Here is a 24,780-nt window from a genome sequence, read left to right as displayed (position 1 = left end):
GCGCCGCGCTTGCCGGGCGGCAAGCCGATTTCCCCGGGCCGCCCGGTGATTCAGGACTCGCCGGCAGCGCCCTGCACCCTCACCAGGGCCTCCGCGGCCGCGTGCAGGCCCGCGGTGAACCGGGGGTTGCCCGACATCACCGGCTCGGCCCGCGCGACCGCCCGCCACGCGTCGTCCTTGTACGACTCGTCGCCCGTGGCCGCGTACGCCTCCAGCAGCGCGGACGCCGCGAGCGCCCAGCCCGAGGCCGTCGGCCCGTCGTGCACGTCCGCGGGCCGCGTCACCAGCGCCTCCGCGTCGGACGCGGTGTCGAAGAACCCGCCGAGGCCGTCGCCGAAGTGCGCGCGCACCTGCTCCAGCAGCGCCGTCGCCCGCGCCGTCCACTCACCCCCCAGACGCAGGAACCCCAGCGCCACGGCCGCGTAGTCCTCCAGGATGCCCGGCGCCGCCGACACTTCCCCGGACAGCGACGCCCGCGCCAGGCGCCCGTCCGCGCCGATGTGCCGCTCCGCGAGGAACGCCGCCGCCCGCTCGGCCGCCACCAGTGAATCCCGGTGCCCCGTGCGCGCCGAGTACTCCGCGAGCGCCGCGATCGCCATCCCGTTCCACGCCGCCACGACCTTGTCGTCGCGCCCCGGCTGCGGCCGCTCCCGCCGCGCCGCCAGCAGCCGGTGCCGCACCGCCGCGAACCGCGCCCCGTCCGCCGGGTCCTCCGGCAGCTCCAGCACGTTCGCGCCGTGCTCGAAATTCGGCACCGCCGCATCGACCCCGAACGCGCCCATGGCGAACACCGCGTCGTCGCGGCCGAGGACCGCCTCCAGCTCCGCCGCCGTCCACACGTACGTCAGGCCCTCGACCCCGTCCGTGTCCGCGTCGAACGCCGCCGCGAACGCCCCCTCCGGCGTCGAGAACCGCTCCAGCAGGAACGCCGCCGTCTCGTCCGCGACCCGCGCGAACAGCTCGCCCTCCCCGCCGAGGCGCGCGTACAGCCACAGCAGCTCCGCGTTGTCGTACAGCATCTTCTCGAAATGCGGCACCGTCCACGACGAGTCCACGCTGTAACGCGCGAACCCGCCCTCCAGCTGGTCGTAGATCCCGCCGCGGGCCATCCGCTCCGCCGTCAACTTCACGTGATCCAGCAGCCGCGCGTCGCCCGTGCGCACGTACGCGTCGAGCAGGAACCGCAGCGTCGGCACGCTCGGGAACTTCGGCGCCGACCCGAACCCGCCGTTCACCCCGTCAGCCGACGCCAGCACCGCCGCCGCCGCGCCGTCGAGCATCGCCGACCGCACCGGCGGCGCCGGCGGGCACGGCCCGTCCAGCGGGCACGCCACCGTCACGTCGGCGAACGCCGGACCGCCCGCCGCCGCGGCCTCCACCACCGCCGCGCCCTGGTGCCGCAGCTCCTCCCGCTGCGACGACCACGCGTCGTGCACCGCGTCGAGCAGCCGCAGGAAATGCGCCTTCGGGAAGTACGTGCCCGCGAAGAACGGCGTCCCGTCCGGGAACGCGAACACCGTCATCGGCCACCCGCCCTGCCCCGTGATCGCCATCGTCGCCTGCATGTACACCGCGTCCAGGTCCGGCCGCTCCTCCCGGTCCACCTTCACGGGAACGAACCGGTCGTTGATCGCCGCCGCCACCGTCCGGTCCTCGAACGACTCGTGCGCCATCACATGGCACCAGTGGCACGTCGAATAGCCGATCGAGATCAGCAGCGGCACGTCCCGCGCCGCCGCGTCCGCGAGGGCCCCGGGCCCCCACTGGCGCCACGCCACCGGGTTCCCGGCGTGCTGGCGAAGGTACGGGGACAGCGCTCCGGCCAACTCGTTCATCCCGCAAGCCTCGCACACCGCCGCCCGCGCGGCACGGGTCCGGGGAGGAGGCCCCGGGGTAGGGCAGGCGCTACCACCGGCCGGGTGCTGGCGGGGGGAGCGATTCGGGTGTCCGCGTCACTGATTCCGGGCCCGAAAACAAAGAGGCTATTACACATGGTTTCTTTTGCCCCCGCAGCGAACCGGACCGCGACAGCGACGGTCCCCAGTGGATTCATCGGCGTCGGGAACGCGTCCCTCGCGGCCGGCCTGGTCGCCATGGTCGTCCTCCACGCCACCTCGGGACTCAACCCGCTCTACAAGGTCATCAGCATCCACCTGTACACGCCGCTCGGCTGGCTCCTGCCCGTCGCGCTCGGCCTGTTCTCCCTCGGCGCCTCCGCATTCGCGCTTCAAGCACGCCACACCGGCGCCCCGAAATGGCTCTCCTGGTCCCTGTTCGCGTGGGCCGCCGCCATCGCCATCGTCGCCGTCGTCCCCTCCGACCGCGACGGCGTCACCGAGTTCAGCACCCACCACCTGGTGCACCGCTACTCGGCGTTCGCCGCCTTCTGCATCATGGCCGTCCTCGGCATCGCCTTCGGGCGCTGGCTGCGCCGCACCGAGCCCGAGCGCGCCAAGCGCGCGAACCTCGTGGTCGGGTGCGCGTGGTTCTCGGTGGCGGCCCTGTCGTTCACGTCGCTGCCGTACGTCCTTGAGTGGTTCTCGATGCCGCGGCCGCACTGGCTGGAGATGGCGGGCCTGCTCCAGCGGCTCACGATCGCCTCGGGGATCGTCGCGCTCGTCGTCATCGGCGGCTACCTGAAGGCCTGCGCCGGGTCAGTAGAAGCCCTCGGCCTCGGAGTACGCCCAGGCGTCGCACGGGGTCCCGTACTTCCCCTCGACGTAGCCCAGGCCCCACTTGATCTGGGTGACGGGGTTGGTCGCCCAGTCGTCGCCCTCGCTGACCATCTTGGAACCGGGGTAGGCCTGGGGGATGCCGTAGGCGCCGATCGAGTTCTCGGCGAGCTCGTTCCAGCCGGACTCCTTGCTCCAGAGGAGCTCCAGGCACGCGAACTGCTCCAGGTCGTACCCGCGCTCGAGCGTGATCGCGCAGCCGGTGGCCCGGTTCCCGGAGTACTCGCCGCAGCTCGACGGGACCTCGACTGACGTCGGGTTCGTGTTCCGGGCGGCCTCTTCCGCGGCCTGGTCGGCGCCCTCCTGGGCGTCGTCCAGGCCTTCGGCCTTGTCGACCGCGTACTCCGCGACCGCCGCGGCCTTGACGGTGACGTCGGCCCCGGCGGTCGCGGCGATGTAGTTCATGTGGTGCGAGCGGGCCTCGTCGAACGCGGCCTCGGCCTCGGCCTGGTTCTCGGCGGCGGCGTTGCTCGGGTGGTTCGCGTCCTCGTCGGCGGGCCGGTCGGTCGCGGCCATGACCGCGATGACGGCCCCGAGGGCCAGCACGAGGACCGCGGCGATCCGAGCGGCGTGGCGGGTCAGCTTCGGGATCACAAGGGGCTCCTGGGGGAGGAGGAAAGGAAGGGGGAGTGCGGAACGGGGCGGGCGCATGAGCGCCCGCCCCGTCTGTGCAGCTAGTACCAGCCGACGTCTTCGGAGTGGGCCCACGCGCCGCACGGGTCGCCGTAGCGGCCTTCGATGTAGCCGAGGCCCCACTTGATCTGGGTGACGGGGTTGGTCTCCCAGTCCGAGCCGGCGCTCTCCATCTTCGAGCCGGGCAGCGCCTGCGGGATGCCGTACGCGCCGATGCCGTTGGCGGCGTACTCGTTCCAGCCGGACTCGCGGTCCCACAGGGCCACGAGGCAGCCGACCTGCTCCAGGTCGTGGCCGTTGTCCAGCGCCATCGCGCAGCCGGTGGCCTTGTTCCCGGAGTAGTCCGAGCAGCTCGACGGGATGTCGACGGACGTCGGGTTCGAGTTCGCCTCGGCTTCGGCCTCGGCCTCCGCTTCGGCCTGGTCGGCGTCCTCCTGGGCGCTGTTCAGGCTCTCGGCCCGGTCGGCGGCGAAGTCGGCGAGCGCGTCGGCCTTCACCGCGACGTCGGCGCCCGCGGTCTCGTCGATGTAGTTGACGTGCAGGTAGCGGACTTCCTCGTACGCGGCCTCGGCCTCGGCCTGCTGCTCGGCGGCGGCCTGGCTGGGGTGCTGGGCGTCCTGCTCGGACGGGTCGTCGGTCACGGCGTTGACGGCTATGACGGCCCCGAGTGCGAGGACGAGCACGGCGGCCAGACGGGCGCCGTAGCGGGTCAGCAGTGGGATCATTCGCTCTACTCCTGTGTCCCGGGCGTCTGTCCACAGACGCCCGGGACACAGCATGCCAGAGCTTTCCCGTCAGCCTTCCAGCAGGTTGGTGACCATCTCCGCGATCTCAGAACGCTCACTGCGCGTAAGCGTCACATGCGCGAACAGTGGGTGGCCCTTGAGCACGTCGATGACGCTCGCGACGCCGTCGAAGCGGCCCACCCGCAGGTTGTCGCGCTGCGCCACGTCGTGGGTGAGGACCACTTTGGAGCCCTGGCCGATGCGCGAGAGCACCGTCAGCAGCACGCCGCGTTCGAGCGACTGCGCCTCGTCGACGATGACGAACGCGTCGTGGAGGCTGCGGCCGCGGATGTGCGTCAGCGGCAGCACTTCGAGCAGACCGCGCTCGACGACCTCGGAGATCACGTTGTCGTTCGTGACCGCCCCGAGCGTGTCGAACACCGCCTGGCCCCACGGGCTCATCTTCTCGTTCTCGGACCCCGGCAGGTAGCCGAGCTGCTGGCCGCCCACGGCGTAGAGCGGGCGGAACACGATGACCTTCTTGAAGACCTCGCGCTCCAGGACCTGCTCCAGGCCCGCGGCCAGGGCCATCGCCGACTTGCCCGTGCCGGCCTTGCCGCCGAGCGAGACGATCCCGATGTCCGGGTCCAGCAGCAGGTCGATGGCGACGCGCTGCTCCGCGGAGCGGCCGTGGACGCCGAAGGCCTCGCGGCCGCGCACCAGGCGGATCTGCTTGTCGACGGTGACGCGGCCCAGCGCCTTCGAGCTGGCGCCGGTGAGCACCAGGCCGGTGTGGCAGGGCAGGTCCACGTCGTGCGGGAGGTCCACGTCGGCGCCGTCGAACAGGGCGTCGATGACCTCGTCCGACACCGCGAGCTCGGCCATGCCCGACCAGGTCGGGTCGACGGCCTGGCCGTGCCGGTACTCCTCGGTGGGGATCCCGACCGCGGAGGCCTTCACGCGCAGCGGCATGTCCTTGGTGACCAGGACCGCGTCGGCGCCTTCGAGCCCGAGGGCCCGCGTGACGGCGATGATGCGGGAATCGTTGGTGTCCAAGGCGAACCCCGCGGGAAGACCCGAGGTGTCGACGTGGTTGAGCTCGACCCGGATGGAACCGCCGTGGTCCCCGATGTCGATCGGCTCGTCGAGCCGGCCGTGCTTGACGCGCAGTTCGTCGAGGCGCCGCAGGCACTCCCGGGCGAACCAGCCCAGCTCCGGATGGTGGCGTTTGGCTTCCAGCTCGCTGACTACGACGAGCGGGATGACCACGTGGTGTTCGTCGAACCGTGAGAACGCTCCTGGGTCTGACAGCAGAACCGAAGTGTCGAGGACGTAAGTGCGTTGCACTGGCACGGTCGCCTCCCGGGTGTCGATGTGTGGGGGACCTGGCCCCGTTGGTACTCACACTGTAGTTGGGAGGTACGTCACTGCGCCACCCAAAAATGCATCGAAAGCAACACTGGTTGTCACTGGACAGTCGGGAATCCGACAAACCAGACACGCCGGGTTGTGACATCATCACGGAAAGTCGGCGGAATCTCCGCGAGAATAAGCGTCGTGTCCACCGTGAGCGTCGCCGAACTCAAGTCCGCCATCGCCGCCGCCCTCCAGCAGGTCCGCGACGGCCAGGCCGCCATCACCGCCGCCAGCCAGAACATCGAGGCGGCCCAGGGCGGCCTGACCGCGGTCACCGCCGGGTCGGGCCACGACTCCGTCGCCACCGCCCAGGCCGCGCTCGCGCAGGCCGCGGCGGAGCTGGAGCAGTCCCTGGCCGCGACCTTCGCCGCCGCCGAGCAGGCCGAGGCGTACGCCGCGACCCTCTAGAACGGAGACCCCTGTGGACGTCGCCGCCCTCGCCGGGAGCCTCAGAGCCCTCGCCGCCGACCTCCCGCTGCCCGCGCTCGACACCGCCGACCACTGCTTCGAGGCCGCGCAGACCGAGCTCACCGAGGCGTCGCGCGAGTCGAACGCCGAAGTGGGCCTCCACAAGCTGGGCGCCGCACGCGAGCGCCTCGACGCGGCCCGCACGCGCCTCGGCGAGGCGTCCGAGGCCCTCGACGACTACCTCGCGGCGATCGGCGCGGGCGGCGCCGTCCCCACCCAGGCCGCCGGGCCGGCCCGTCCCGGGCCGACCGCGGCACCGGCCCCTGTGGACCCGCGGCAGTGGTGGACCGACCGCGTCAACGAGCTGTGCGACCGCGACGGCGAGGCCGTCCCGGAGAAGGTCCCGCCGACGCGCCTGTTCAACGACCTGCTCAAGGCCGCGGGGGAGGGGAACGCCGACGCGTACTGCAAGCGCCTGCGCGACGCGGGCCCCGAGACCGGCGTGAAGCTCCCGGGCCTGGCGTGGCCGCTGGTGCGCAGCCTCGCCGCGGAGCACTTGGGCCGCAACCCGAACGCGAGCGACGTTCCGGGCCTGCGCGACAAGTGCGTCGCGAAGGTCCGCGCGCTGGTGCCGAACGCCGAGCCGGTGCATGTGGCCGAGGCGCTCGCGTCGGCGTGCACGCTCGGGGTCGGCACGGGCGACGACGCGGCGCGGACCGCCGCGATCGGGCCGGTGCTCGTCGCGGCGATGCACCGCCTGCCGAGGCAGGCCCCCAGCGATGAGCGCAGCACGACCGACCGGAGGACCTGACCATGAGCAGCTGGCGCAGACGACTGGTGGCGGCCATGGGCGACGAGCTCGGCCGCGCCCGCGGCGAGGCCCGGCTCCTCGCCGAGCGCACCGCCGAGCGGGCCGAGTCGGAGCGAGGCCGCGCCGAGCAGGTCATCGGCGACGCCACGCGCAAGCAGACCCAGCTGCGGCACATCCACGAGAAGATGACCGCGACTCTTGAAGCGCGCAAGGCCGCCGCCGTCGAAGGCGGCCACCGCGCCGCACTCGACGCCGCGGCCGCGGCGGCCCCGGCGGCCGCCGGGGCGCGGTGGTCTGAATGGCGGCTCGAATCCGGGCTGGCCCGCGGAGCCGCGCCGCTGCTTCGCGTGGGCCGTATCGCGGACAGCGAATCGACTGCTTCTACCTCTGCTGCTGGGGCTTCCGGGGGGCCCTCCCTCCCCCCTCCCCCCGCCCCACCCACCACCGCCACCACCTTGCCGGGGACCGCCTCGACCGGGCGCGCTCCGGTCGAGAGTGGCGATGACCTCGCTGCCGCCGGAGGGATCCCTCCGGGGGCCTCGACTGCATCAGCCGGCTCGTCCATTGTGGCAGGGGGGTATGACAATCCAGGACCCTCGGTGACCGAGACCTCACTGCCTGCGCTGATCCCGCTGCTCGACCGGTCGCATCTGCGGATCGATTCCGATGCGGCGCATGCGCTTCCGGGGCTGCTGCTACGGGCGGTGGGGGGTGTGCCGGCGGGGCTGGTGCGGCTGCACGTGTACGACCCCGAGCGTCTGGGGCGGTCGCTGTCGGCGTTCGCGGCGCTCGGGAAGGCCGGACTGCTGTCGTTCGTGGGTCCCTCGGGGCTGCGGGAAGAGCTGGACTCGCTTGTGGAGACCGTGCGGCGCGTCAACGCCGAAGTGCTCGCGGGGGAGCACGACTCGCTCGCCGCGCTGGCCGCCGCGACCGGGCGGCGGCCCGAGCCGTGGCGGGTGCTCGTGCTGCTCAACGCCGACCTCGCCGCGTGGCCCGCACACGACCAGGCGCAGCTGGCGCGGCTGCGCCGCACCGGCGTCGCCGCCGGGGTGCACCTCGTCATCGTCGGCGACGACACCGCCGGGCCCGCCGACCTGCCTCGCCTCACCGCGTCCGCCGCCACCGCGCTTCCCGGCGCCCCCATCGAACTCGACCCGCCGCCGCCTTCCACCACCGTCACCGAGGCCGCGAAGGCCGTGGCGGAGAAGCACCTTGCCGGGAAGGAGCCCGCCCGGCTGGTGGACCTGCTGCCGCAGCGGCTCTGGAGCGCTTCGTCGGCCGCCGGACTCCAGTCCGCCATCGGGGAGACCGCCGCCGGGGACGTCGCGAAGCTCAGCCTCGGCGACAACCCGCCGCACGCGCTCGTCGGCGGCCCCTCCGGGTCCGGGAAGACCAACCTCCTGTACGCGTGGATCGCCGGACTCGCCTCCGAGTACAGCCCCGACGAGCTCGCGCTCTACCTCCTCGACTTCAAGGAAGGCGTCTCCTTCGCGCGCTTCGCCTCCGGGCGCCGCGACCCCACCTGGCTCCCGCACGTGCGCCTCGTCGGCGTCAACATCAACGACGACCGCGAGTTCGGCCTCGCGCTCCTGCGCCACCTCAAGGACGAGCTGCGCCGCCGCGCCGAAGCCGCGAAAGCCCACGAGGCCACCAAGCTCGAAGAGCTCCGCGCCGCCGACCCCGGCGGGCACTGGCCCCGCATCGTCGCCGTCGTCGACGAGTTCCAGGTGCTGCTCGAAGCCCGCGACGCCGTCACCGAAGAGGCCGTGCAGCTCCTCGAAGACCTCGCCCGCCGCGGCCGCAGCCAGGGCATCCACCTCGTCCTCGCCTCGCAGGACGTCGCCGGGATCGAGGCGCTCTGGGGCCGGCCCAGCCTCGTCGCACAGTTCACGCTGCGCATCGCGCTCCCCAAGGCCCGCAGGGTCCTCGCCGAGTCCAACCACGCCGCCGACACCGTCGCCCGCTTCCACGCCGTCGTCAACGACGAGTCCGGCCACACCGGCGCCAACCGCATCGTCGCCATCCCCAACGCCGGGCACGCCGAAGCCTGGGAGCCCCTCCAGCAGCGCCTCTGGGAGGCCCGCCCGCCCGGGAACGAGCCGCCCGCGCTCTTCGACGGCGACCACGTCCCCGACCTCACCACCGCCGTCCCCGCCGCCGAGACCGCGCTCCTGGGCCAGACCATCGACGTCGCCGCCCGCGGCGCCGAACTCGCCCTCCACCGCGCGCCCGGCCGCAACCTCGCCGTCGTCGGCACCCGCACCGGCGAGGCCGCCGACATCCTCGCCGCCGCCGCGCTCACCGCCGCCCGCGGCGCGCACGAGCGCGGCCAGCGCATCGGCGTCGACATCTGCTGCCTCGAACCCGACGCCGCCGCCTCCGCGCTCGCGCTCGCCGCCGCGCTCGAAACCGAAGGGGCCGAAGTCGACTGGCACGACGACCTCGACTCGGCGTGCAAGGACTGGGAGTCGCGCTGCGACGGGACGCTGCGGCTCAACCTGGTCCACGCCGTCGACGCCGGGTCCGCGCGCCTCGACGCGCCCGGGTCGGCCCGCCTGCGCGCCATGCTCATCGACGGCCCCGAACGGCACCTCCACACGCTCGGGTGGTGGCGGTCGGTGCCGCGGCTGCGCGAGGACCTCGGCGGGTTCTCGGCGAGGTTCGACGCCGTCGACGCGTGGCTCGCGCTCGACGTGCAGGGCCCCGAGCTCGCGCCGCTCTCGCCCGCCTCCGGCGGCCCCGCCTGGTACCCGCGGGTGCGCCGCGGCCTCTACTTCGACCGCGCCCGGCACCGGGGCCCGCAGGTCGTCATCCCGTACCGGACGACCGCGCTCCTGCCGAACCCGTCGGCCGTCCTCGACCTTCCCTAGCGCCGGCACGGATCGTGCCGAGAAGGAGCACTCCATGACGACCGACACCGCCGGCACGAGTTATGCGGACGCCGTCGCCGCCTACCTCAAGGACCGCGCCGACGCCGACGCCGAGATCCGCGCCGCCGACGCCGCCTACCGGGACGAGTCCGCGCGGCTGGCCGCCGCCGTCGACCAGGCCCGGGCCTCGCGGGACGAGGCGAACCGGGACTCCGTGGCGGCCGCGACGCTCGTGGCCGAGACCGACAAGGCCGTCGCGATCCTGTGGCGGTCCCTCGGGGACTTCGTGGGCCACCGCCGCACCGGCCCGACCCCCTCGGCCGGGGAGCCCGATCCGGAGCCCAGTGCGGAGCGGGTCCGGATGCGGCTGGAGCGCTCGGGGCGGCTGCTGTCGCTCGCCCGGCAGGGTGAACTTCCCATCGAGGCGCCCCGCCACACCGAGGTGACGGCGGCGCTCATCGGGGCCGCGACCGGGGCGCTCGCGGTCGCGGTGGCGCTCGGGGTGCTGCGCGCGGACGGGTCGGCGGTGCGGCAGGCGTTCGCGGCGCTGACGCTGTTCCTGGGGATCGCGGCCGGGCCGGTCGTGCTCGGGGTGTGGCTGTCGTGGCAGTACCGGGTGCGCCCGCGGCCGGGGCAGACGCTCGCGTGCGTGGGCGCGGCCGTGTTCGCGGTGTGCGCGCTCGCGGGGTTCTTCATGCGGGGCCTGTGACAGCGGGGTGTGCGACGCTTGCGAGCCCTCGATCGGCTCTGCTTGACTCGATGGGGTACACCTGGAGCGTTCCTGAAACGTGAGGAGACCCGTCAATGGCCGCCATCGACGACACCGGCTCGTGGCACTACGGCCCGCTGCCGTCCACTGACGACGCCCCGGCCTGGATCTACGGGATCGTCCCCGACGGCTGGATCGCCGGGATGCCCGAGGTCACCGTGGACCGCGACGAGATGATCATCATCTGCCCGCTGCCGACCCCGGACCACCCCGCGGACGCCACCGAGTCCGACCGGGCCGCCACCGAGGAGGGCCGGATCTCCCGGTTCCGGGAGGCCACCCGCGACATGCGGGTGCAGATCGCGCAGCAGCTCCAGTACCGGTACCACCGGCAGGCGTCCTGGGGGGCGCGCTGCGGGTCCACCACGATGGTCTTCACGCACCAGTCCCTGCCGGTGACCACGCGGCTGCGCCAGCCCGAGCGGCTCGTCCTCGACACGCTCGTGGGCTCCGGGGTCGCCGCGTCGCGGCAGGACGCGCTGGCGTGGTGCGTGCGGCTGGTCGAGCAGCACGCCGAGGACTGGCTGAAGGAGCTGCGCGAGGCGATGCTGTCCGTCGACGACCTGCGCCGCCGGGGCCCGTCGGTCTGACTTCGAGCACGGAACGGGCGGGGACGCGACGCGTCCCCGCCCGTTCTTCGTGTTCAGCGCATGAGGAAGTACACCAGCACGATCGCCAGGACCGCGGCGAGCGCGACCGCGAACGCCACGACCCCGGCCTTATTGCGGCCCTGCTGCGGTTCCGGTTCACGGTGCGCCATCGACGTCTCCAAATGGTTCGACCCTGCGTGCCTGCGGTAGATCGGTGCTGCTGTGCATCTTCACCCAAGACGCCCCCCGGTGTGGCCGTTCACGGCAAATGCCGCCCGTCGCGGGCCTGTAACCGTTTCGCGGCGGCGATCTAACGCGCTCGTTCCATGATCGAAACCGATCGCGTTAGTTGAGAGCAGCGGTCAAATTCTGCCTTCCATGATCGGTTCTGCTCGGTGACGCAGGATCAACAGGTATTTGTGATTGCTGCGAGCCCGAATGCGCACAAGATCATTTCCGGCAGGCGGAGCGCCTGTTCAACGCCCGTGCAATCACGCACGAGTTCCTGCGCGTTCGCGCCCGTTCCCGTAGCGTCCGAAGGACCGGCCCCGGCCGGAGCGCCCGCGTCCGTGCCCAGAAGCCGACCGAAGGAGCCACCGTGAGCATCGAAGTCGCCACCGCAGCCGCCGAACCGACGGCGTCCGCCGCCGACCCCAACACGGGCCTCAGCGACCCGCCCACCCGCCACCACCGGCTGCTCGCCTGGGTCGGGGAGGTCGCCGAGCTCACCGACCCCGACCGGATCGTGTGGTGCGACGGCTCCCGGGCCGAATGGGAGCGCCTGACCGGCGAGCTCGTCGCCTTCGGGACCCTCGTCCCGGTCCCCGCCAAACCCGACTCGTTCCTCGCCCGCACCGACCCCGGGGACGTCGCCCGCGTCGAAGAGCGCACCTTCATCTGCTCCGAGGACCCCGAGGACGCCGGCCCCACCAACAACTGGACCGCGCCCGACTACATGCGCGAGACCATGACCGGCCTCTACCGCGGCTCCATGCGCGGGCGCACCATGTACGTGATCCCGTTCTGCATGGGCTCCCTCGACGCCGACAAGCCGATGTTCGGCGTCGAGCTCACCGACTCCGCGTACGTCGCCGCGTCGATGCACATCATGACCCGCATGGGCACCGAGGTCCTCGCGAAGATGGGCCCCGACGCCGACTTCGTCAAGTGCCTCCACTCCGTGGGCGCCCCGCTCGCCCCCGGCCAGGCCGACGTCCCGTGGCCGTGCAACGAGACGAAGTACATCTCCCACTTCCCCGGCGACCGCGAGATCTGGTCCTACGGGTCCGGGTACGGCGGCAACTCCCTCCTCGGGAAGAAGTGCTACGCGCTGCGCATCGCCTCCGCCATGGGCAGGGACGAGGGCTGGCTCGCCGAGCACATGCTCATCCTGCGCCTCACCAGCCCGCAGGGCAAGGTCTACCACGTGACCGGCGCGTTCCCCTCGGCCTGCGGCAAGACCAACCTCGCCATGCTCGAACCGACCATCCCCGGCTGGAAAGTGGAGACCCTCGGCGACGACATCGCCTGGCTCCGCTTCGGCGAGGACGGGCGCCTGTGGGCCTCCAACCCCGAGTACGGGTTCTTCGGCGTCGCCCCGGGCACCGACTACCGCACCAACCCCAACGCCATGCGCACCATCGAGCAGGGCCACACCCTGTTCACCAACGTCGCCCTCACCGACGACGGCGACATCTGGTGGGAGGGCATGGGCGAGCCCCCGGCCCACGCCATCGACTGGAAGGGCCGCGACTGGACCCCCGACTCCGAGGAGCCGTCCAGCCACCCCAACAGCCGGTTCTGCACGCCCATCAAGCAGTGCCCGGTCCTCGCCGACCAGTACGACGACCCGCGCGGCGTCCCCATCGACGCGATCCTGTTCGGCGGCCGCCGCGCCACCACCGTCCCGCTCGTCGCCCAGGCCCGCGACTGGGTCCACGGCGTGTACATGGGCGCGACCCTCTCCTCCGAGACCACCGCCGCCGCCACCGGCAAGGTCGGGGTCGTCCGCCGCGACCCCATGGCGATGCTCCCGTTCATCGGCTACAACGCCGCCGACTACTTCGGGCACTGGATCGAGATGGGCAAGGCCGCCGCCGACGAGGCCCTCCTGCCGCAGGTGTTCTACGTCAACTGGTTCCGCCGCGGCGACGACGGGCGCTTCCTGTGGCCCGGCTTCGGCGAGAACTCCCGCGTCCTCAAATGGGTCGTCGAACGCCTCGAAGGCCGCGCCGAAGCCGTCGAGACCCCCATCGGGCACTGCCCGACCCCGGGCGCGATCGACACCGACGGCCTCGACCTCGACCGCGACGACCTCGCCGCGGCCCTGAAGGTCGACCCCGCCGAATGGGCCGAGGAGGTCCCGCTCGTCGAAAGCTGGTTCGCCCGCTTCGGCGACCGCCTCCCCGCCGTCCTGTGGGCCGAACTCGACGCCCTCAAGCAGCGACTCGACGGATAGCCGCACACCCCCGGAACGGGCACGGCCGGGGCCGCGAAGGCCCCGGCCACGGCGAAGCTCGCGAGCCGTGAAATTCGAGGAGCCTACAATTGCCGGTTGTGGCGATCTCGAACCTGCTTTACCGGATATACGAGCGTCGGCTCGCACGCGAGCTGACCGGACAGCCGCTGCCCAGGCACATCGGCGTCATGGTCGACGGCAACCGGCGCTGGGCCCGCGACATGGGCCTCACCGACCCCAACGACGGCCACCGCGCCGGCGCCAAGCACATCGAGCGCTTCCTCGGCTGGTGCGACGAACTCGGCGTCGAGCACGTGACCATCTGGCTCCTCTCCACCGAGAACCTCTCCCGGCCCAAAGCCCAGCTCGACCCCCTCCTCGACATCATCGACGAACTCGCCGGCGAACTCTCCGACGGCGACCAGCCCTGGCAGCTGCGCATGGTCGGCGCCCTCGACCTCCTCCCCGAAGACCACCAGAACGCCCTCAAGCACGCCCAGCAGCGCACCGCCGACAAGCGCGGCATGCAGGTCAACCTCGCCGTCTGCTACGGCGGCCAGCGCGAGATCGCCGACGCCGTCCGCTCCTTCATGCTCGAACAGGCCGCCGCCGGCGCCAGCCTCGAACAGGCCGCCGAAGCGATCGACGCCGACTCCATCGCCCGCCACCTCTACATGACCGGCCAGCCCGACCCCGACCTCGTCATCCGCACCTCCGGCGAGCAGCGCATCTCCGGGTTCCTCCTCTGGCAGTCCGCATACTCCGAGTTCTACTTCTGCGACTCCAACTGGCCCGACTTCCGCCGCGTCGACTTCCTCCGCGCCGTCCGCTCCTTCGCCACCCGCGACCGCCGCTACGGCAAGTGAATCCCCAAACTGTGAACTAGAACTCCACACAGGAGTGCGTCAACGCCCTCCCGGCGCTCGTGTATCTCATGCGGACCCCAAGCCGCAGCACCGTAGCCGAGGAGCCCCTATGACGCCCACCCGCGACAGCCCTGCTCCACCAGGGGAAGGAGGAGGCGCCGCCGCGCAGCTGCTGCCGATGCGCGCCAGCCTCGAATTCGACGACTTCTACGCCGCCAACGTCCGCGTCATCACCGGCCAGATCTTCGCGTACACCGGCGACCGGGCCGAAGCCGAGGACCTGGTCGCCGAAGCGTTCTGCCGCGCGCTCGCCCGCTGGAGGAAAGTGCGCGAGTACGAGAACCCGACCGCGTGGGTGCGCCGCGTGGCCTGGAACCTCGCCACCAGCCACCTGCGCCGCCGCGGCGTCGTGCAGCGGTTCCTCAACCGGCAGCGCGAGACCCACGAGAAGGCGCCGGACGGCGACCGCGTCGACCTGATGCGCGCGCTCGCCGGGATCGGCGAGCACCACCGCAAAGCCGTGATCCTCCGGTACATGGCGGGCCTGACCGTCGCCGAGATCGCAGAGCAGGAAGGCGTCGCCGAAGCCACCGTCCGCTCCTGGCTCACTCGGGGGAAGGCCGCGCTCGCGGGCCGACTCACCGTCCAAGACGAGATGGAGCAGCGATGAGCACGCCAGACGAGTCCCTCTTCGAAGAGGCGTTCGCCGAGTTCGCCCACGCCGCGGAACTCATGGTCGACCCCGTCGACTCCGCCGTCATCCACGGCCGGGTGCGGCGCCGCCGGACCACCAAGGGCGCCTTGGCCGCCGCCCTGGCCGCGCTCATCGTGGCCGTGCCCGCGGTCTGGTGGCTCCAGGAGTCCAACGGCCAGGAGGTCGACCCGCGGCCCGCGGAGGAGACCACCGACGAGACCTCCACCGCGGAGACCTCGCCCGCCGAGGGCGGCACCGGCACCGGGGCGGTCCCGCAGGGCCAGGAGTCCGACGTCGAGGACCCGGCCCTGCCGACCTTCGGCGACCTCGTCGGCGCCGAGATCGACCTGCCCTCCTTCGGGTCCGTCTACGACTCGTCGTGCCCGACGGCCCCGGCCCGCCCCTCGGACGGCACGCCCGACCCCGAGAGCGGCCAGTGGTTCCCTGACGTGGACGCCGGTCCGGTCCGGCTCCTCAAGGTCGTCCACACGACCCTGGAGGACGGCGGCCCGGTGCGGGCCGTCGCGCTGTTCGGGTGCACCCCGAGCGAGCAGACGATCCGCCAGGCCGTGGTCGTCGCCGGGGACGGCGACGGCGGCTGGGAGGTCACCGAAGAGATCGCCGTCGGCGACTCCGGTTTCGCGCTGTGGGACATCGCGCCCGCGGCCACCGCGGGCGTGCTGCTCCTGGTGCCCGAGCAGGAGCCCACGGGCAGGTACCTGGAGATCGAGCTCGACTATGAGGTCTTCCGTTACCGCACGAGGGAGGAGCTCGCCGACGTGACCGCCGACGCGTATCTGTGGGGCGTCACCGACCTGGCGGTCTCGGTCGAGAAGACAGCGAACGGGGACGGGACCTGGACCGCGGCCGTCACGGTCGCCAACGACGGCGGCCACGAGTCGCAGGCGATCCAGTTGGCGATGTGCGCGAGCGAGAGCCTCGGGACCGACGGCCCCGAGACGGTGCCCGAGTGCAACGGCGAGATCCAGGGCGTCGCGGTCCTCGAACCGCTCGTCCCCGGCGACTCGACCACCATGGAGTGGACGCTGACCCCGGAGCCGTTCGACGACTGGAACGGCGACGAGCAGGCCGGCGGCCTGTACTTCTCGGTGTGGATGCGGCCGGTCGCGTACAGCGTCGACGGGTTCGTGTTCGACCCCGACGGCGAGAACGACTACGACGACACGTCGATCATCGTCGACGACATGCCCACGTCCTGACGGGCGGGACGCCGGACGGGCCGGGGCACCAGCCCCGGCCCGTCCGCGCAGGTCTACTCGACGGCCACGCCCGCCTGCTCGAAGTCCGCGAGCGCCTTCGCCCGCGTCTCCTCGGCGACCGCGGCCGTGTACTCCAGGAGCACCGTGACCGCGAAGCCCTCGGCCTTCGCGTCGAGGGCCGTGGCGCGCACGCAGTGGTCGGTGGCGATGCCGACGACGTCGACCGCGTCCACGTCGCGGGTCCGCAGCCACTCGGCGAGGCCGGTCTCGCCCGAGGAGCCCTCGAACCCCGAGTAGGCGGCCTCGTAGGCGCCCTTGTCGAACACGGCCTCGGCGAGCGTGTGGTCGAAATCCGGGTGGAAGCCCGACCCGGCCGTGCCGACCACGCAGTGCGGCGGCCACGAGTCGCGGAAGTCCGGCTCGGCGGAGAAGTGCAGGCCCGGGTCGATGTGCCAGTCCCGGGTGGCGACCACGTGGTCCCACCGGCCCGGGGCGGCCTTGATGAGGTCGGTGACGGCCGCCGCGACGGCCGCGCCGCCCGCGACCGGCAGCGACCCTCCCTCACAGAAGTCGTTCTGGACGTCTACCACGATCAGTGCCCGGCTCATGCCTCGATCCTATTGCCAACGGCGGGGCACCTCAAGGGCAGTGCGAGGGCGGCGGATCGTAGATCCTATTTCCTATAGGAAATACGATCCGTGCAGGCGAAAGGCCCGGGAGCCGCAGCTCCCGGGCCTTCATGCGAGATCGCGGGCTAGTGGCCCTTGACCTCCTTGACCAGGTGGCCCCACTTCTCGTCGAAGACGGGGCGCTCCGAGCGGATGCGCGGGAGGCGGTCGAAGTTGCGCAGCGGCGGCGGGCAGCTGGTCGCCCATTCGAGCGAGCCGCCGTAGCCCCACGGGTCGTTCGTCTCCACGACGCGCCCGGCCTTCCAGGACTTGAACAGGTTCCAGATGAACGGCAGCGTCGACAGGCCGAGGATGAACGCGCCGATCGTCGAGACCATGTTCAGCGTCGTGAACCCGTCGGACTCCAGGTAGTCGGCGTACCGGCGGGGCATGCCCTCGGCGCCCAGCCAGTGCTGCACCAGGAACGTCGTGTGGAAGCCGATGAACGTCAGCCAGAAGTGGACCTTCGCGAGGCGCTCGTCGTACATGCGCCCGGCGACCTTCGGGAACCAGAAGTACACGCCGGCGTAGACCGCGAACACGATCGTGCCGAACAGCACGTAGTGGAAGTGCGCGACCACGAAGTACGAGTCGGAGACGTGGAAGTCCACCGGCGGGCTGGCGAGCAGGACGCCCGAGAGGCCGCCGAGGAGGAACGTCACCAGGAAGCCGATGCTGAACAGCATCGGGGCCTCGAACGTCAACTGGCCCTTCCACATCGTGCCGATCCAGTTGAAGAACTTCACACCGGTCGGGACCGCGATGAGGAACGTCATGAGCGAGAAGAACGGCAGCATGACCGCGCCGGTCGCGTACATGTGGTGCGCCCACACCGCCATCGACAGGCCCGCGATGGCGAGCGTCGCGGCGACGAGCGTCTTGTAGCCGAAGATCGGCTTGCGGCTGAACACCGGGAAGATCTCCGAGACGATGCCGAAGAACGGCAGCGCCACGATGTACACCTCGGGGTGGCCGAAGAACCAGAACAGGTGCTGCCACAGGATCGCGCCGCCGGTGTCGGCGTCGAACACGTGCGCGCCGAGCGTGCGGTCGGCCATGACGGCGAGCAGCGCGGCGAACAGGATCGGGAAGACCAGGATCATCAGCAGACTGGTGATGAGGATGTTCCACGTGAAGATCGGCATCCGGAACATGAGCATGCCCGGCGCGCGCATCGTCACGATCGTGGTGATCATGTTGACGGCGCCGAGGATCGTGCCCGCACCGGAGATCGACAGGCCCACGAACCACATGTCCGCGCCGATCCCGGGGGAGTTCACGGCGTTCGACAGCGGCTGGTACGCGAACCAGCCGAACGAGGCCGCGCCGCCGGGGGTGACGAAGCCGGCGACCGCGAGGGTCGAGCCGAGCAGGTACAGCCAGTACGCGAACGCGTTGAGGCGCGGGAACGCGACGTCGGGGGCGCCGATCTGGAGCGGCACCAGGTAGTTGCCGAACGCGAACACGATCGGGGTCGCGAACATCAGCAGCATGATGGTGCCGTGCATCGTGAACAGCTGGTTGAACTGCTCAGAGGACACGATCTGGAGTCCGGGCTGGAACAGCTCCGCGCGGATCAGCAGGGCCAGGACGCCGCCGATCGCGAAGAACGCGAACGACGTCACGAAGTAGAGCAGGCCGATCTGCTTCGCGTCGGTCGTGCGGAGCGTGCGGGCGAGCCAGGAGCCCTTGGGCTCGCGGCGCACCGGCCAGGGACGCGCGACGATAGGCGTTGGCTCAAGCTTCGGCTCAACCGTGGTCACCTGTGGGCCTCCATGATTCATTTCCAGGTAGCGAACGCAGCATAGCCCCGTGAAACGCCGCCTACGCGGAGGGGCGCAGCCTCAGCGGCGTGGCGCAGCGTGAGCATGTGATGGGCGCTCAGTGGTTGTCGCAGGTCGAATACACGACACGTCATAGCGGTGGGACGCCCCGCGCGGGCCGTCGATGGGCGCGGCCCGGCGCGGGTGAGCAATCTCCTACGCGGTGGTTCAGACCCCGCCGCGCGCATCGGGTTCGAGCGCGGCGTAGACCCGCTTCACCAGCAGCGCGGTCTCGTAGCCGACCTGGCCGAGGTCGCAGCCGGCGTTGGCGAGGACCGCGAGCTGGGCCCGGTCGCCGACGGCCATGAGCAGCAGCACGCCCTCGTCCATGTCGATCACCGACTGGCGGATGCGGCCCGCGTCGAGGACCTTCGCGGCCCCCGTCGTCAGGCTCGCCAGGCCCGAGGTGATCGCGGCGAGCTGGTCGGCCCGGTCCGTCGACAGGCCGCGGGACGCGGCGATGGCGAGGCCGTCGACGGACACCGTGAGCGCCTCGGAGACGTCCGGCACCTTCTCCACGAAGGAGGTCAGGAGCCAGTCGAGTTCACCGACGTTCTTGTCCTTGCTATCCATCTCGCTGCTTTCTATTGGCGTTGTTCGTGCGCGGCGGCCGCCGCGATGCCGGAGGCGAAACCGGCGAGCCGGTCCCGGATCTCCGCCGGGTCGAGATCGGCGCCGCCGCCCTGCCGGGCACTGGGGACGGAGCCGGGGAGCAGTCGGGAGCCCGGCGCGCGACGGGGCAGTTCGGCGCCGTTGGTCCTGCCGGAGTTTTCGAGTGCTCGGTTCACCTTCCTGAAGGTAACATCCAGCGTCTCGGGAGCGGGGCCCGCAGGGGCCGCCACCGGCTTGCTTCCGTTGAGTGTTCCCCCAGCTACGGGGCGTGGCTCGGGGGCCGGGCCGGCCTTGCGCGGGCGCGGCACGATCGGCTCCACGGCGCCCGATCCGGCCGCCTCGGCGCCCGTCCCGGTCACCGGCAGGTTCGCCGCCCGCGCCGACAGCGCCAGCCGCGCCGCCGAACCCTGGTCGGGCGACAGGCCCACCGGGTCCTCCGCGTGCGCGCTCGCCGGAATCCGCACCAGCGCCAGCGTGCCCTTGCCCATCGTCGAGTGCAGCTGCACGCTCACCGAGTGCTCCGCGGCCAGCCGCCCCACCACCAGGAGGCCCATCGTCGCCGTCAGCTCCGAGTTCAGCTGCGTCGGCTCGGCCAGGCGGCGGTTGATCGCCGCCATCGGCTCCGGCGCCAGGCCGATGCCGTCGTCGGCGATCGAGATGACGATCTCCGAACCCGAACGGCGCGACGTCACCCGCACCGACTGCGTCGGCGGCGAGTACGCGGCCGCGTTGTCGAGCAGCTCCGCGAGGATGCGCACCAGGTCCCCGGCCGGCTTGGTCTCCAGCCGCGCCGACACCTGGTTCTCGACCATGACGCGGCCCGCGTCCTCGATCTCGGCGACCGCGTCGCGGATGATCGTGTCCAGGTTCGCCGGGTGGTTGTAGCGGCGCTGCGGGTCCCCGCCCGCCAGGAGCAGCAGGTTCTCCTCGTTGCGGCGCATGCGCGCCAGCAGGTGGTAGACCGAGCGCCACTCGTCCGGGACCGCGTGGTCCGGCGACTGCTCCACCAGGGACTCCATGACCTGCTGCTGGCGGCGGATGAGGCTCTGCCCGCGGCGCGCGAGCGTCTTCATCATCGCCTCGACGTCGATGCGCAGCAGCGCCTGGTTCGCGGTCTGGCGCAGCGCCTGGTGGTGCGCGGCGCTGAACGCCTCCGCGAGCGAGTCGAGCTCGTCGGCGTACCGCGAGTCCGTGCTCATCACCGTCTGCCGCTTCGCCGTCTGGAGCAGCCGGTCCACCTCGTCGGCGTTGGCCGCCTGCGACACCGCCGCCACCGTCTTCGGCAGCGTGTCGTACGCCGCGGTCAGCGTCGCCTCGCGGACGCCGTCGACGCGGAGGCTGATGCGGCGGGCCAGCATCGCCGCCGAGATGATCGACGTCAAGGCCAGCACGATCACCAGCGCGAACGTCGTCAGCAGGGTCCGCGAGGAGGCGTCGCGGATCTCGTCCACGTCGACCTGCATCGCGTCGAGCACCGACTCCTGGCTCGTGTCCAGCGCCGCGATGATCGACCCCTGCGCGTTCGAGAAGTCCTGCGGGCTGATCGTCGGCACGTTCCCGCGCACGTACACCCCGAGGGCCTCCTGCGCGGTCTCGATGTCCTCGGAGTCCATGGCCGCCTTGTAGACCGCGCTCGTCTCCGACGACGCGTTCGCCTGGAACTCGGTGATCTGCCGGTCGAAGTTCCCCGACAGGTACGCCACGTTCGACAGCTCCGCGCGCCCCACCACGACCGCCTGCGCCTCGCCGAGGCTCACCAGGTCCGTGGAGACGGTGAACTGGATCTCCGCGGCGATCCGGCTGGCCTGCATGAGCGCCGCCAGCGAGTCGAGGTGCGCGGCGACGCCCGCGTCGTCCACCATGCGCGGCAGGATCGCCGCGATCGACACGATCTTGTTCGCCACGTCCCGGTACACCAGGTACGCGTCGGCGACGTCGTCGTCCGTGAAGTCGGCCTCCCCCGAGGCCAGCCGGTCGAAGGCCGCGCGCGCCGTCTCCAGGCCCTCGGCCTTCGTGAACAGCGACTCCAGGTCGTCCTCGAGATCGGGGAAGCGCGAGGTCACCCCCGGCGCCGCCTCCTCCAGCCGGTCGAACGCCCAGTCGGTCTCGCGGCGGGCCACCGCCGAGTCGAACTGGCCGCCGCCCCCGTTGATCACCGACTCCACCAGCGGCCCCGCCTCCATGCGGTGCGCCTCCAGGGCGTCGTTCAGATCCGCGGACAGCCCCGCGAGCACCTCGGCGTCCGTCGCGTTCTGGTACTCGTCCCACACGCTGACGGTCTGGAACAGCCCGAGCACCAGCATCCCCATGAGCGCCGCGGCGATCGGGAGCATCAACTGCATCCGGATGGGGAGACGACTGGTGCGCTGCCGGGCTTTACGGGACATCGGGGGGCGTCCTTTCTGGGGGCGACGATCCGCGTGGCGGCGTGCTGGACACCATCTTCGCTTGTCGTCGCAGGGGCAGTTGAGGCGGGGCTCACCCCACGAGCGGGCGCGCCGAAGGGTACCGGTATAGCCGTTTTCGTGTACGAAGGGCCAGCGACGCGGCGAAAAGCACGGGTCCGACGCGGCCCGTGTACATCGCGATCGTCAACAGCCACACCGAAGGCTCCGACAGGTCGTACGTGATGCCGGTCGACTGGCCCATCGTCGCGAACGCGCTGGTGACCTCGAACATGATCGACGTCAGGTCGATGTGCGGCTCGAACCGCTGCATCAGGAACACGCCGAACGCGTTGCACGCCACGTACACCAGCGCCACCGTCAGCGCCTCGCGGATCACCGGCGGGTCGATGCGGCGGCGGAACACCGTCACGTCCGGCTCCCCGCGCACCTCCGCCCAGATCACCAGCAGCAGCAGGAAGAACGTGGTGACCTTGATACCGCCCGCCGTCGAGGCCGAGCCGCCGCCGATGAACGCCAGGATGATCGAGGCGAGCAGCGAGTCCTCGCGCATCGCGCCGACGTCGATCGAGTTGAAGCCCGAGGCGCGCACCATCGCCGACTGGAAGAACGCGGGCAGGATCCGGTCGTACCAGGGCCACTGCCCGAACGTCGCCGGGTTCGACCACTCGATCACCAGGTACGCGGCCCAGCCGCCGACGATGAGGATCGCCGACCCGATGAGCGTGAGCTTCGTGTGCACCGACCACTGGCGCCGCCCCCAGTGGCGGCGCGTCACCTCGTAGATCACGGGCATGCCGAGCGCCCCGAGGATCGACCCGAGCGCGACCGGCACGCAGATCCACGGGTCGGTCGCGTAGCTCATCAGCGAGTCCGAGAACAGCGCGAAGCCCGCGTTGTTGAACGAGCTCACCGAGTGGAACACGCCGTACCAGACCGCGTCGCCGAGCCCGAAGTCCAGCGTGGAGAACCGGATCGCCAGCGCCAGCGCCATGATCGCCTCGCAGATCAGCGAGAACACGATGGTGCGCAGCAGGATCGCCTTGAAGTCGCCGAGGTTCAGGGCCTGGCTGACCTCCATGCGCGTCGCGAGCTTCGTGCGCAGCCCCAGCTTGTGGGTGACGAGCAGGGCCATGAGGACCGCGCTCGTCATGATCCCGAAGCCGCCGATCTGGAACAGCAGCATGATGACGAACTGCCCGAACCACGACCAGTGGACGGGCGTGTCCACCACGGCCAGGCCGGTCACCGACACCGCCGACGTGGACGTGAACAGCGCGTCGGCGAACGAGGTGCGGTTGTCGCCCAGGTGCGCGACCGGCAGCAGGAGCAGCAGCGTCCCGGCCAGGATCACGCCCATGAACAGCAGCGGGATGAGGCGGCCCGGGTGGCGGAAGAACGCCTTGACCTTCGGGATCATGTGGTGGAGGCGAACGCCTCGACCTTGGTGGTCGCGCCGGAGACGATGAGGGTGTCCCCTTCGGAGACCACGGTCTCGGGCGTGGCGTACGTGAAGTCCCGGTCGGGCTGCTTCACGCCGACGACGGTGACCCCGTACTTCGAGCGCAGCCGCGACTCGGCGAGGGTCTTCCCCACCGCCTCGGTGGGCGCCTTGGTCTTCACGATCGCGAAGCCGTCGTCGAACTCGATGAAGTCGAGCATCCGCCCGCTCACCAGGTGCGCGACCCGCTCGCCCATCGCCCACTCGGGGTAGACGACGTGGTGGGCGCCGGTGCGGTGCAGGATCTGGCCGTGCTTGGCGTTGATGGCCTTCGCCCAGATCTCGCGGACCCCGGCCTCCTCGCACGCCAGGACGGTGAGGACGCTCGCCTCGATGTCCGTGCCGATCGCCACCACGACATGGTCGAACTCGCCGATCCCCAGCTGCACGAGGACCGCCGACTCGGTGGAGTCGGCCTGCACGACGTGCGTGAGGGTCTCGGAGGCGCGCTGGACGATCTCGGGCCGCTCGTCGATCGCGAGGACCTCGTGGCCCAGGCGGGTGAGCGACTCGGCGACCGCGGACCCGAAGCGGCCCAGGCCGATCACCGCGATGGACTCCTCGGGGAGGTTGTTCTCGCCCCGGCCGAACAGGTTCATCCGCGCATCCCCCGGACTGGATCAGGTGCTGACACGAAGACTGATTCTGCCACCCGCCCGCACCCCGCGGGCGCCGCGCCGCCGAGAGGGCGCCCGGTCCGGGCAAAGGAATGAGGAGGGCGGTCGATAACCCCTCATGACCGCCCCCCTCGAACACCCCTAACACTCTCCAAGGATGGAGGAGATCCCAAGCCTACTCCGCGAGAACGGCTCTGAGGAAGTCCTGAGTGCGCGCTTCTTGCGGCTCGGAGAACATCGCCTCGGGCGGGCCCTGCTCGACGATCCGGCCGCTGTCGAACATCATCACGCGGTCCGAGACGTCCCGCGCGAAGCCCATCTCGTGGGTCACGCACAGCATCGTGATGCTCGTGGTCGCGGCGACGTCGCGCAGGACCGCGAGCACGTCGGCGACGAGCTCCGGGTCGAGCGCGCTCGTCACCTCGTCGAGCAGCAGGATGTCGGGGTCCATCGCGAGCGCGCGGGCGATCGCCACGCGCTGCTGCTGGCCGCCCGACAGGCGCGAGGGGTACTCGCCGGTCTTGTCGGCCAGGCCCACCAGGTCGAGCAGGGACAGGGCCTTGGCCTCGGCCTCCTCCTTGGAGCGGCCCGCGACGTGGACCTGCGCCTCGGTGACGTTGCGCAGCACCTTCATGTTCGGGAACAGGTTGAACTGCTGGAAGACCATCCCGACGCGCGAGCGGCGCTGGCGCAGCCACTTCTCGTTCGCGGGGACGAGCCTCCCCTTCTTCTCCATGTGGGAGTAGGGCCGGCCCTCGACCCACACGACGCCGCCGTCGGCTTCCGGATCCGCTTTCGGCGTCACCGTCTCCAGCGTCATCAGCAGCCGCAGGATCGTGGTCTTCCCGGACCCGGAGGGCCCGATGAGCGTCACGCGCTCGCCCGGGTCGACCCGGAAGCTCAGCTCGTCGAGGACCTTCAAGTCCCCGAACGACTTGTCCACGCGATCGAACTCGATGATG

20 protein-coding genes and 1 pseudogene are annotated in these 24,780 nt (G+C 71.4%); 10 read left to right on the top strand and 11 right to left on the bottom strand.

The window, feature by feature from the left end; translation table 11 throughout:
- Positions 1 to 50 precede the first annotated feature (50 nt).
- Positions 51 to 1,835: a thioredoxin domain-containing protein gene (locus B0I28_RS25845; protein WP_106366754.1), complete on the bottom strand. Its 1,785-nt coding sequence runs from the start codon at positions 1,833 to 1,835 to the stop codon at positions 51 to 53.
- A 156-nt stretch (positions 1,836 to 1,991) separates the two neighbouring features.
- Between B0I28_RS25845 and B0I28_RS28705 the strand changes: the two are divergent.
- Positions 1,992 to 2,570 (top strand): annotated as a pseudogene (locus B0I28_RS28705) (DUF998 domain-containing protein); the annotation flags it as partial.
- A gap of 84 nt (positions 2,571 to 2,654) precedes the next feature.
- Here the strand turns inward: B0I28_RS28705 and B0I28_RS28165 are convergent.
- The 3 genes from B0I28_RS28165 to phoH2 form a co-directional block, all read right to left on the bottom strand.
- On the bottom strand, positions 2,655 to 3,326 hold the full coding sequence (locus B0I28_RS28165; protein WP_245889112.1) for an aggregation-promoting factor C-terminal-like domain-containing protein: 672 nt from the start codon (positions 3,324 to 3,326) through the stop codon (positions 2,655 to 2,657).
- Between the two features lie 80 nt (positions 3,327 to 3,406).
- On the bottom strand, positions 3,407 to 4,090 hold the full coding sequence (locus tag B0I28_RS25835) for an aggregation-promoting factor C-terminal-like domain-containing protein (RefSeq protein ID WP_106366752.1): 684 nt from the start codon (positions 4,088 to 4,090) through the stop codon (positions 3,407 to 3,409).
- 69 nt (positions 4,091 to 4,159) lie between these two features.
- Positions 4,160 to 5,464: an RNA 5'-3' helicase PhoH2 gene (gene phoH2, locus B0I28_RS25830; RefSeq protein ID WP_425433457.1), complete on the bottom strand. Its 1,305-nt coding sequence runs from the start codon at positions 5,462 to 5,464 to the stop codon at positions 4,160 to 4,162.
- A 183-nt stretch (positions 5,465 to 5,647) separates the two neighbouring features.
- On the opposite strand from phoH2, the gene B0I28_RS25825 reads away from it, so the two are divergent.
- From B0I28_RS25825 to B0I28_RS25785, 9 genes are all read left to right on the top strand, one after another.
- A complete protein-coding gene (locus B0I28_RS25825) occupies positions 5,648 to 5,914 on the top strand; it encodes a hypothetical protein (RefSeq protein WP_219926995.1) in 267 nt (88 codons plus the stop codon).
- Positions 5,915 to 5,927: 13 nt separating this feature from the next.
- A complete protein-coding gene (locus tag B0I28_RS25820; protein WP_106366750.1) occupies positions 5,928 to 6,725 on the top strand; it encodes a hypothetical protein in 798 nt (265 codons plus the stop codon).
- A 185-nt stretch (positions 6,726 to 6,910) separates the two neighbouring features.
- Positions 6,911 to 9,595: an FtsK/SpoIIIE domain-containing protein gene (locus B0I28_RS25815; protein WP_181245979.1), complete on the top strand. Its 2,685-nt coding sequence runs from the start codon at positions 6,911 to 6,913 to the stop codon at positions 9,593 to 9,595.
- A gap of 34 nt (positions 9,596 to 9,629) precedes the next feature.
- Positions 9,630 to 10,304 (top strand): ABC-2 transporter permease, encoded by a 675-nt coding sequence (locus B0I28_RS25810; RefSeq protein WP_106366749.1) that lies wholly within the window; start codon positions 9,630 to 9,632, stop codon positions 10,302 to 10,304.
- A gap of 95 nt (positions 10,305 to 10,399) precedes the next feature.
- Entirely contained in the window at positions 10,400 to 10,954 is a 555-nt protein-coding gene (locus B0I28_RS25805) for a hypothetical protein (RefSeq protein WP_106366748.1), read from the top strand.
- Positions 10,955 to 11,558: 604 nt separating this feature from the next.
- Positions 11,559 to 13,412, top strand: coding sequence for a phosphoenolpyruvate carboxykinase (GTP) (locus tag B0I28_RS25800; RefSeq protein ID WP_106366793.1), 1,854 nt, complete (start codon positions 11,559 to 11,561; stop codon positions 13,410 to 13,412).
- Positions 13,413 to 13,510: 98 nt separating this feature from the next.
- Complete coding sequence (locus tag B0I28_RS25795) at positions 13,511 to 14,278, top strand: isoprenyl transferase (RefSeq protein ID WP_106366747.1); 768 nt, start codon at positions 13,511 to 13,513, stop codon at positions 14,276 to 14,278.
- Positions 14,279 to 14,387: 109 nt separating this feature from the next.
- Entirely contained in the window at positions 14,388 to 14,948 is a 561-nt protein-coding gene (locus B0I28_RS25790; protein WP_219926994.1) for an RNA polymerase sigma factor, read from the top strand.
- On the top strand, positions 14,945 to 16,192 hold the full coding sequence (locus B0I28_RS25785) for a hypothetical protein (RefSeq protein ID WP_106366745.1): 1,248 nt from the start codon (positions 14,945 to 14,947) through the stop codon (positions 16,190 to 16,192). Before B0I28_RS25790 ends, B0I28_RS25785 begins: the two co-directional genes overlap by 4 nt.
- A 53-nt stretch (positions 16,193 to 16,245) precedes the next feature.
- On the opposite strand, the gene B0I28_RS25780 is transcribed toward B0I28_RS25785, so the two are convergent.
- From B0I28_RS25780 to ehuA, 7 genes are all read right to left on the bottom strand, one after another.
- Positions 16,246 to 16,800, bottom strand: coding sequence for an isochorismatase family protein (locus B0I28_RS25780; RefSeq protein WP_106366744.1), 555 nt, complete (start codon positions 16,798 to 16,800; stop codon positions 16,246 to 16,248).
- A 146-nt stretch (positions 16,801 to 16,946) separates the two neighbouring features.
- Positions 16,947 to 18,623 (bottom strand): aa3-type cytochrome oxidase subunit I, encoded by a 1,677-nt coding sequence (gene ctaD / locus B0I28_RS25775; protein ID WP_106366743.1) that lies wholly within the window; start codon positions 18,621 to 18,623, stop codon positions 16,947 to 16,949.
- 228 nt (positions 18,624 to 18,851) lie between these two features.
- The gene (locus tag B0I28_RS25770; RefSeq protein ID WP_106366742.1) at positions 18,852 to 19,256 is read right to left on the bottom strand and encodes a roadblock/LC7 domain-containing protein; all 405 of its coding nucleotides are present in this window, start codon (positions 19,254 to 19,256) and stop codon (positions 18,852 to 18,854) included.
- 11 nt (positions 19,257 to 19,267) lie between these two features.
- Positions 19,268 to 21,682 carry a sensor histidine kinase gene (locus tag B0I28_RS25765; RefSeq protein WP_106366741.1) on the bottom strand — a complete coding sequence of 805 codons (2,415 nt, stop codon included), beginning with the start codon at positions 21,680 to 21,682 and terminating at the stop codon, positions 19,268 to 19,270.
- A gap of 91 nt (positions 21,683 to 21,773) precedes the next feature.
- Entirely contained in the window at positions 21,774 to 23,120 is a 1,347-nt protein-coding gene (locus B0I28_RS25760; RefSeq protein WP_106366740.1) for a TrkH family potassium uptake protein, read from the bottom strand.
- Positions 23,117 to 23,800, bottom strand: a complete 684-nt coding sequence (locus tag B0I28_RS25755) for a potassium channel family protein (RefSeq protein ID WP_106366739.1) — start codon at positions 23,798 to 23,800, stop codon at positions 23,117 to 23,119. The genes B0I28_RS25760 and B0I28_RS25755 overlap by 4 nt, the downstream gene beginning before the upstream one ends.
- Positions 23,801 to 23,993: 193 nt before the next feature.
- Positions 23,994 to 24,779: an ectoine/hydroxyectoine ABC transporter ATP-binding protein EhuA gene (gene ehuA, locus B0I28_RS25750; protein ID WP_106366792.1), complete on the bottom strand. Its 786-nt coding sequence runs from the start codon at positions 24,777 to 24,779 to the stop codon at positions 23,994 to 23,996.
- Position 24,780: the final 1 nt, after the last annotated feature.

Origin of the sequence: Glycomyces artemisiae (genome assembly GCF_003002955.1) — a bacterium.
Classification (GTDB): Bacteria; Actinomycetota; Actinomycetes; order Mycobacteriales; family Micromonosporaceae; genus Glycomyces; species Glycomyces artemisiae.
Note: the sequence above shows the minus strand (reverse complement) of the source record. Positions and strands in the feature narration are given on the sequence as shown.

Coding starts and splice junctions, on each gene's coding strand:
- B0I28_RS25845 (WP_106366754.1), bottom strand. CDS start 1,835: ATGAACGAGTTGGCCGGAGCGCTGTCCCCGTACCTTCGCCAGCACGCC.
- B0I28_RS25835 (WP_106366752.1), bottom strand. CDS start 4,090: ATGATCCCACTGCTGACCCGCTACGGCGCCCGTCTGGCCGCCGTGCTC.
- B0I28_RS25815 (WP_181245979.1), top strand. CDS start 6,911: ATGACCGCGACTCTTGAAGCGCGCAAGGCCGCCGCCGTCGAAGGCGGC.
- B0I28_RS25810 (WP_106366749.1), top strand. CDS start 9,630: ATGACGACCGACACCGCCGGCACGAGTTATGCGGACGCCGTCGCCGCC.
- B0I28_RS25805 (WP_106366748.1), top strand. CDS start 10,400: ATGGCCGCCATCGACGACACCGGCTCGTGGCACTACGGCCCGCTGCCG.
- B0I28_RS25790 (WP_219926994.1), top strand. CDS start 14,388: ATGACGCCCACCCGCGACAGCCCTGCTCCACCAGGGGAAGGAGGAGGC.
- B0I28_RS25785 (WP_106366745.1), top strand. CDS start 14,945: ATGAGCACGCCAGACGAGTCCCTCTTCGAAGAGGCGTTCGCCGAGTTC.
- B0I28_RS25780 (WP_106366744.1), bottom strand. CDS start 16,800: ATGAGCCGGGCACTGATCGTGGTAGACGTCCAGAACGACTTCTGTGAG.
- B0I28_RS25770 (WP_106366742.1), bottom strand. CDS start 19,256: ATGGATAGCAAGGACAAGAACGTCGGTGAACTCGACTGGCTCCTGACC.
- B0I28_RS25765 (WP_106366741.1), bottom strand. CDS start 21,682: ATGTCCCGTAAAGCCCGGCAGCGCACCAGTCGTCTCCCCATCCGGATG.
- B0I28_RS25760 (WP_106366740.1), bottom strand. CDS start 23,120: ATGATCCCGAAGGTCAAGGCGTTCTTCCGCCACCCGGGCCGCCTCATC.
- B0I28_RS25755 (WP_106366739.1), bottom strand. CDS start 23,800: ATGAACCTGTTCGGCCGGGGCGAGAACAACCTCCCCGAGGAGTCCATC.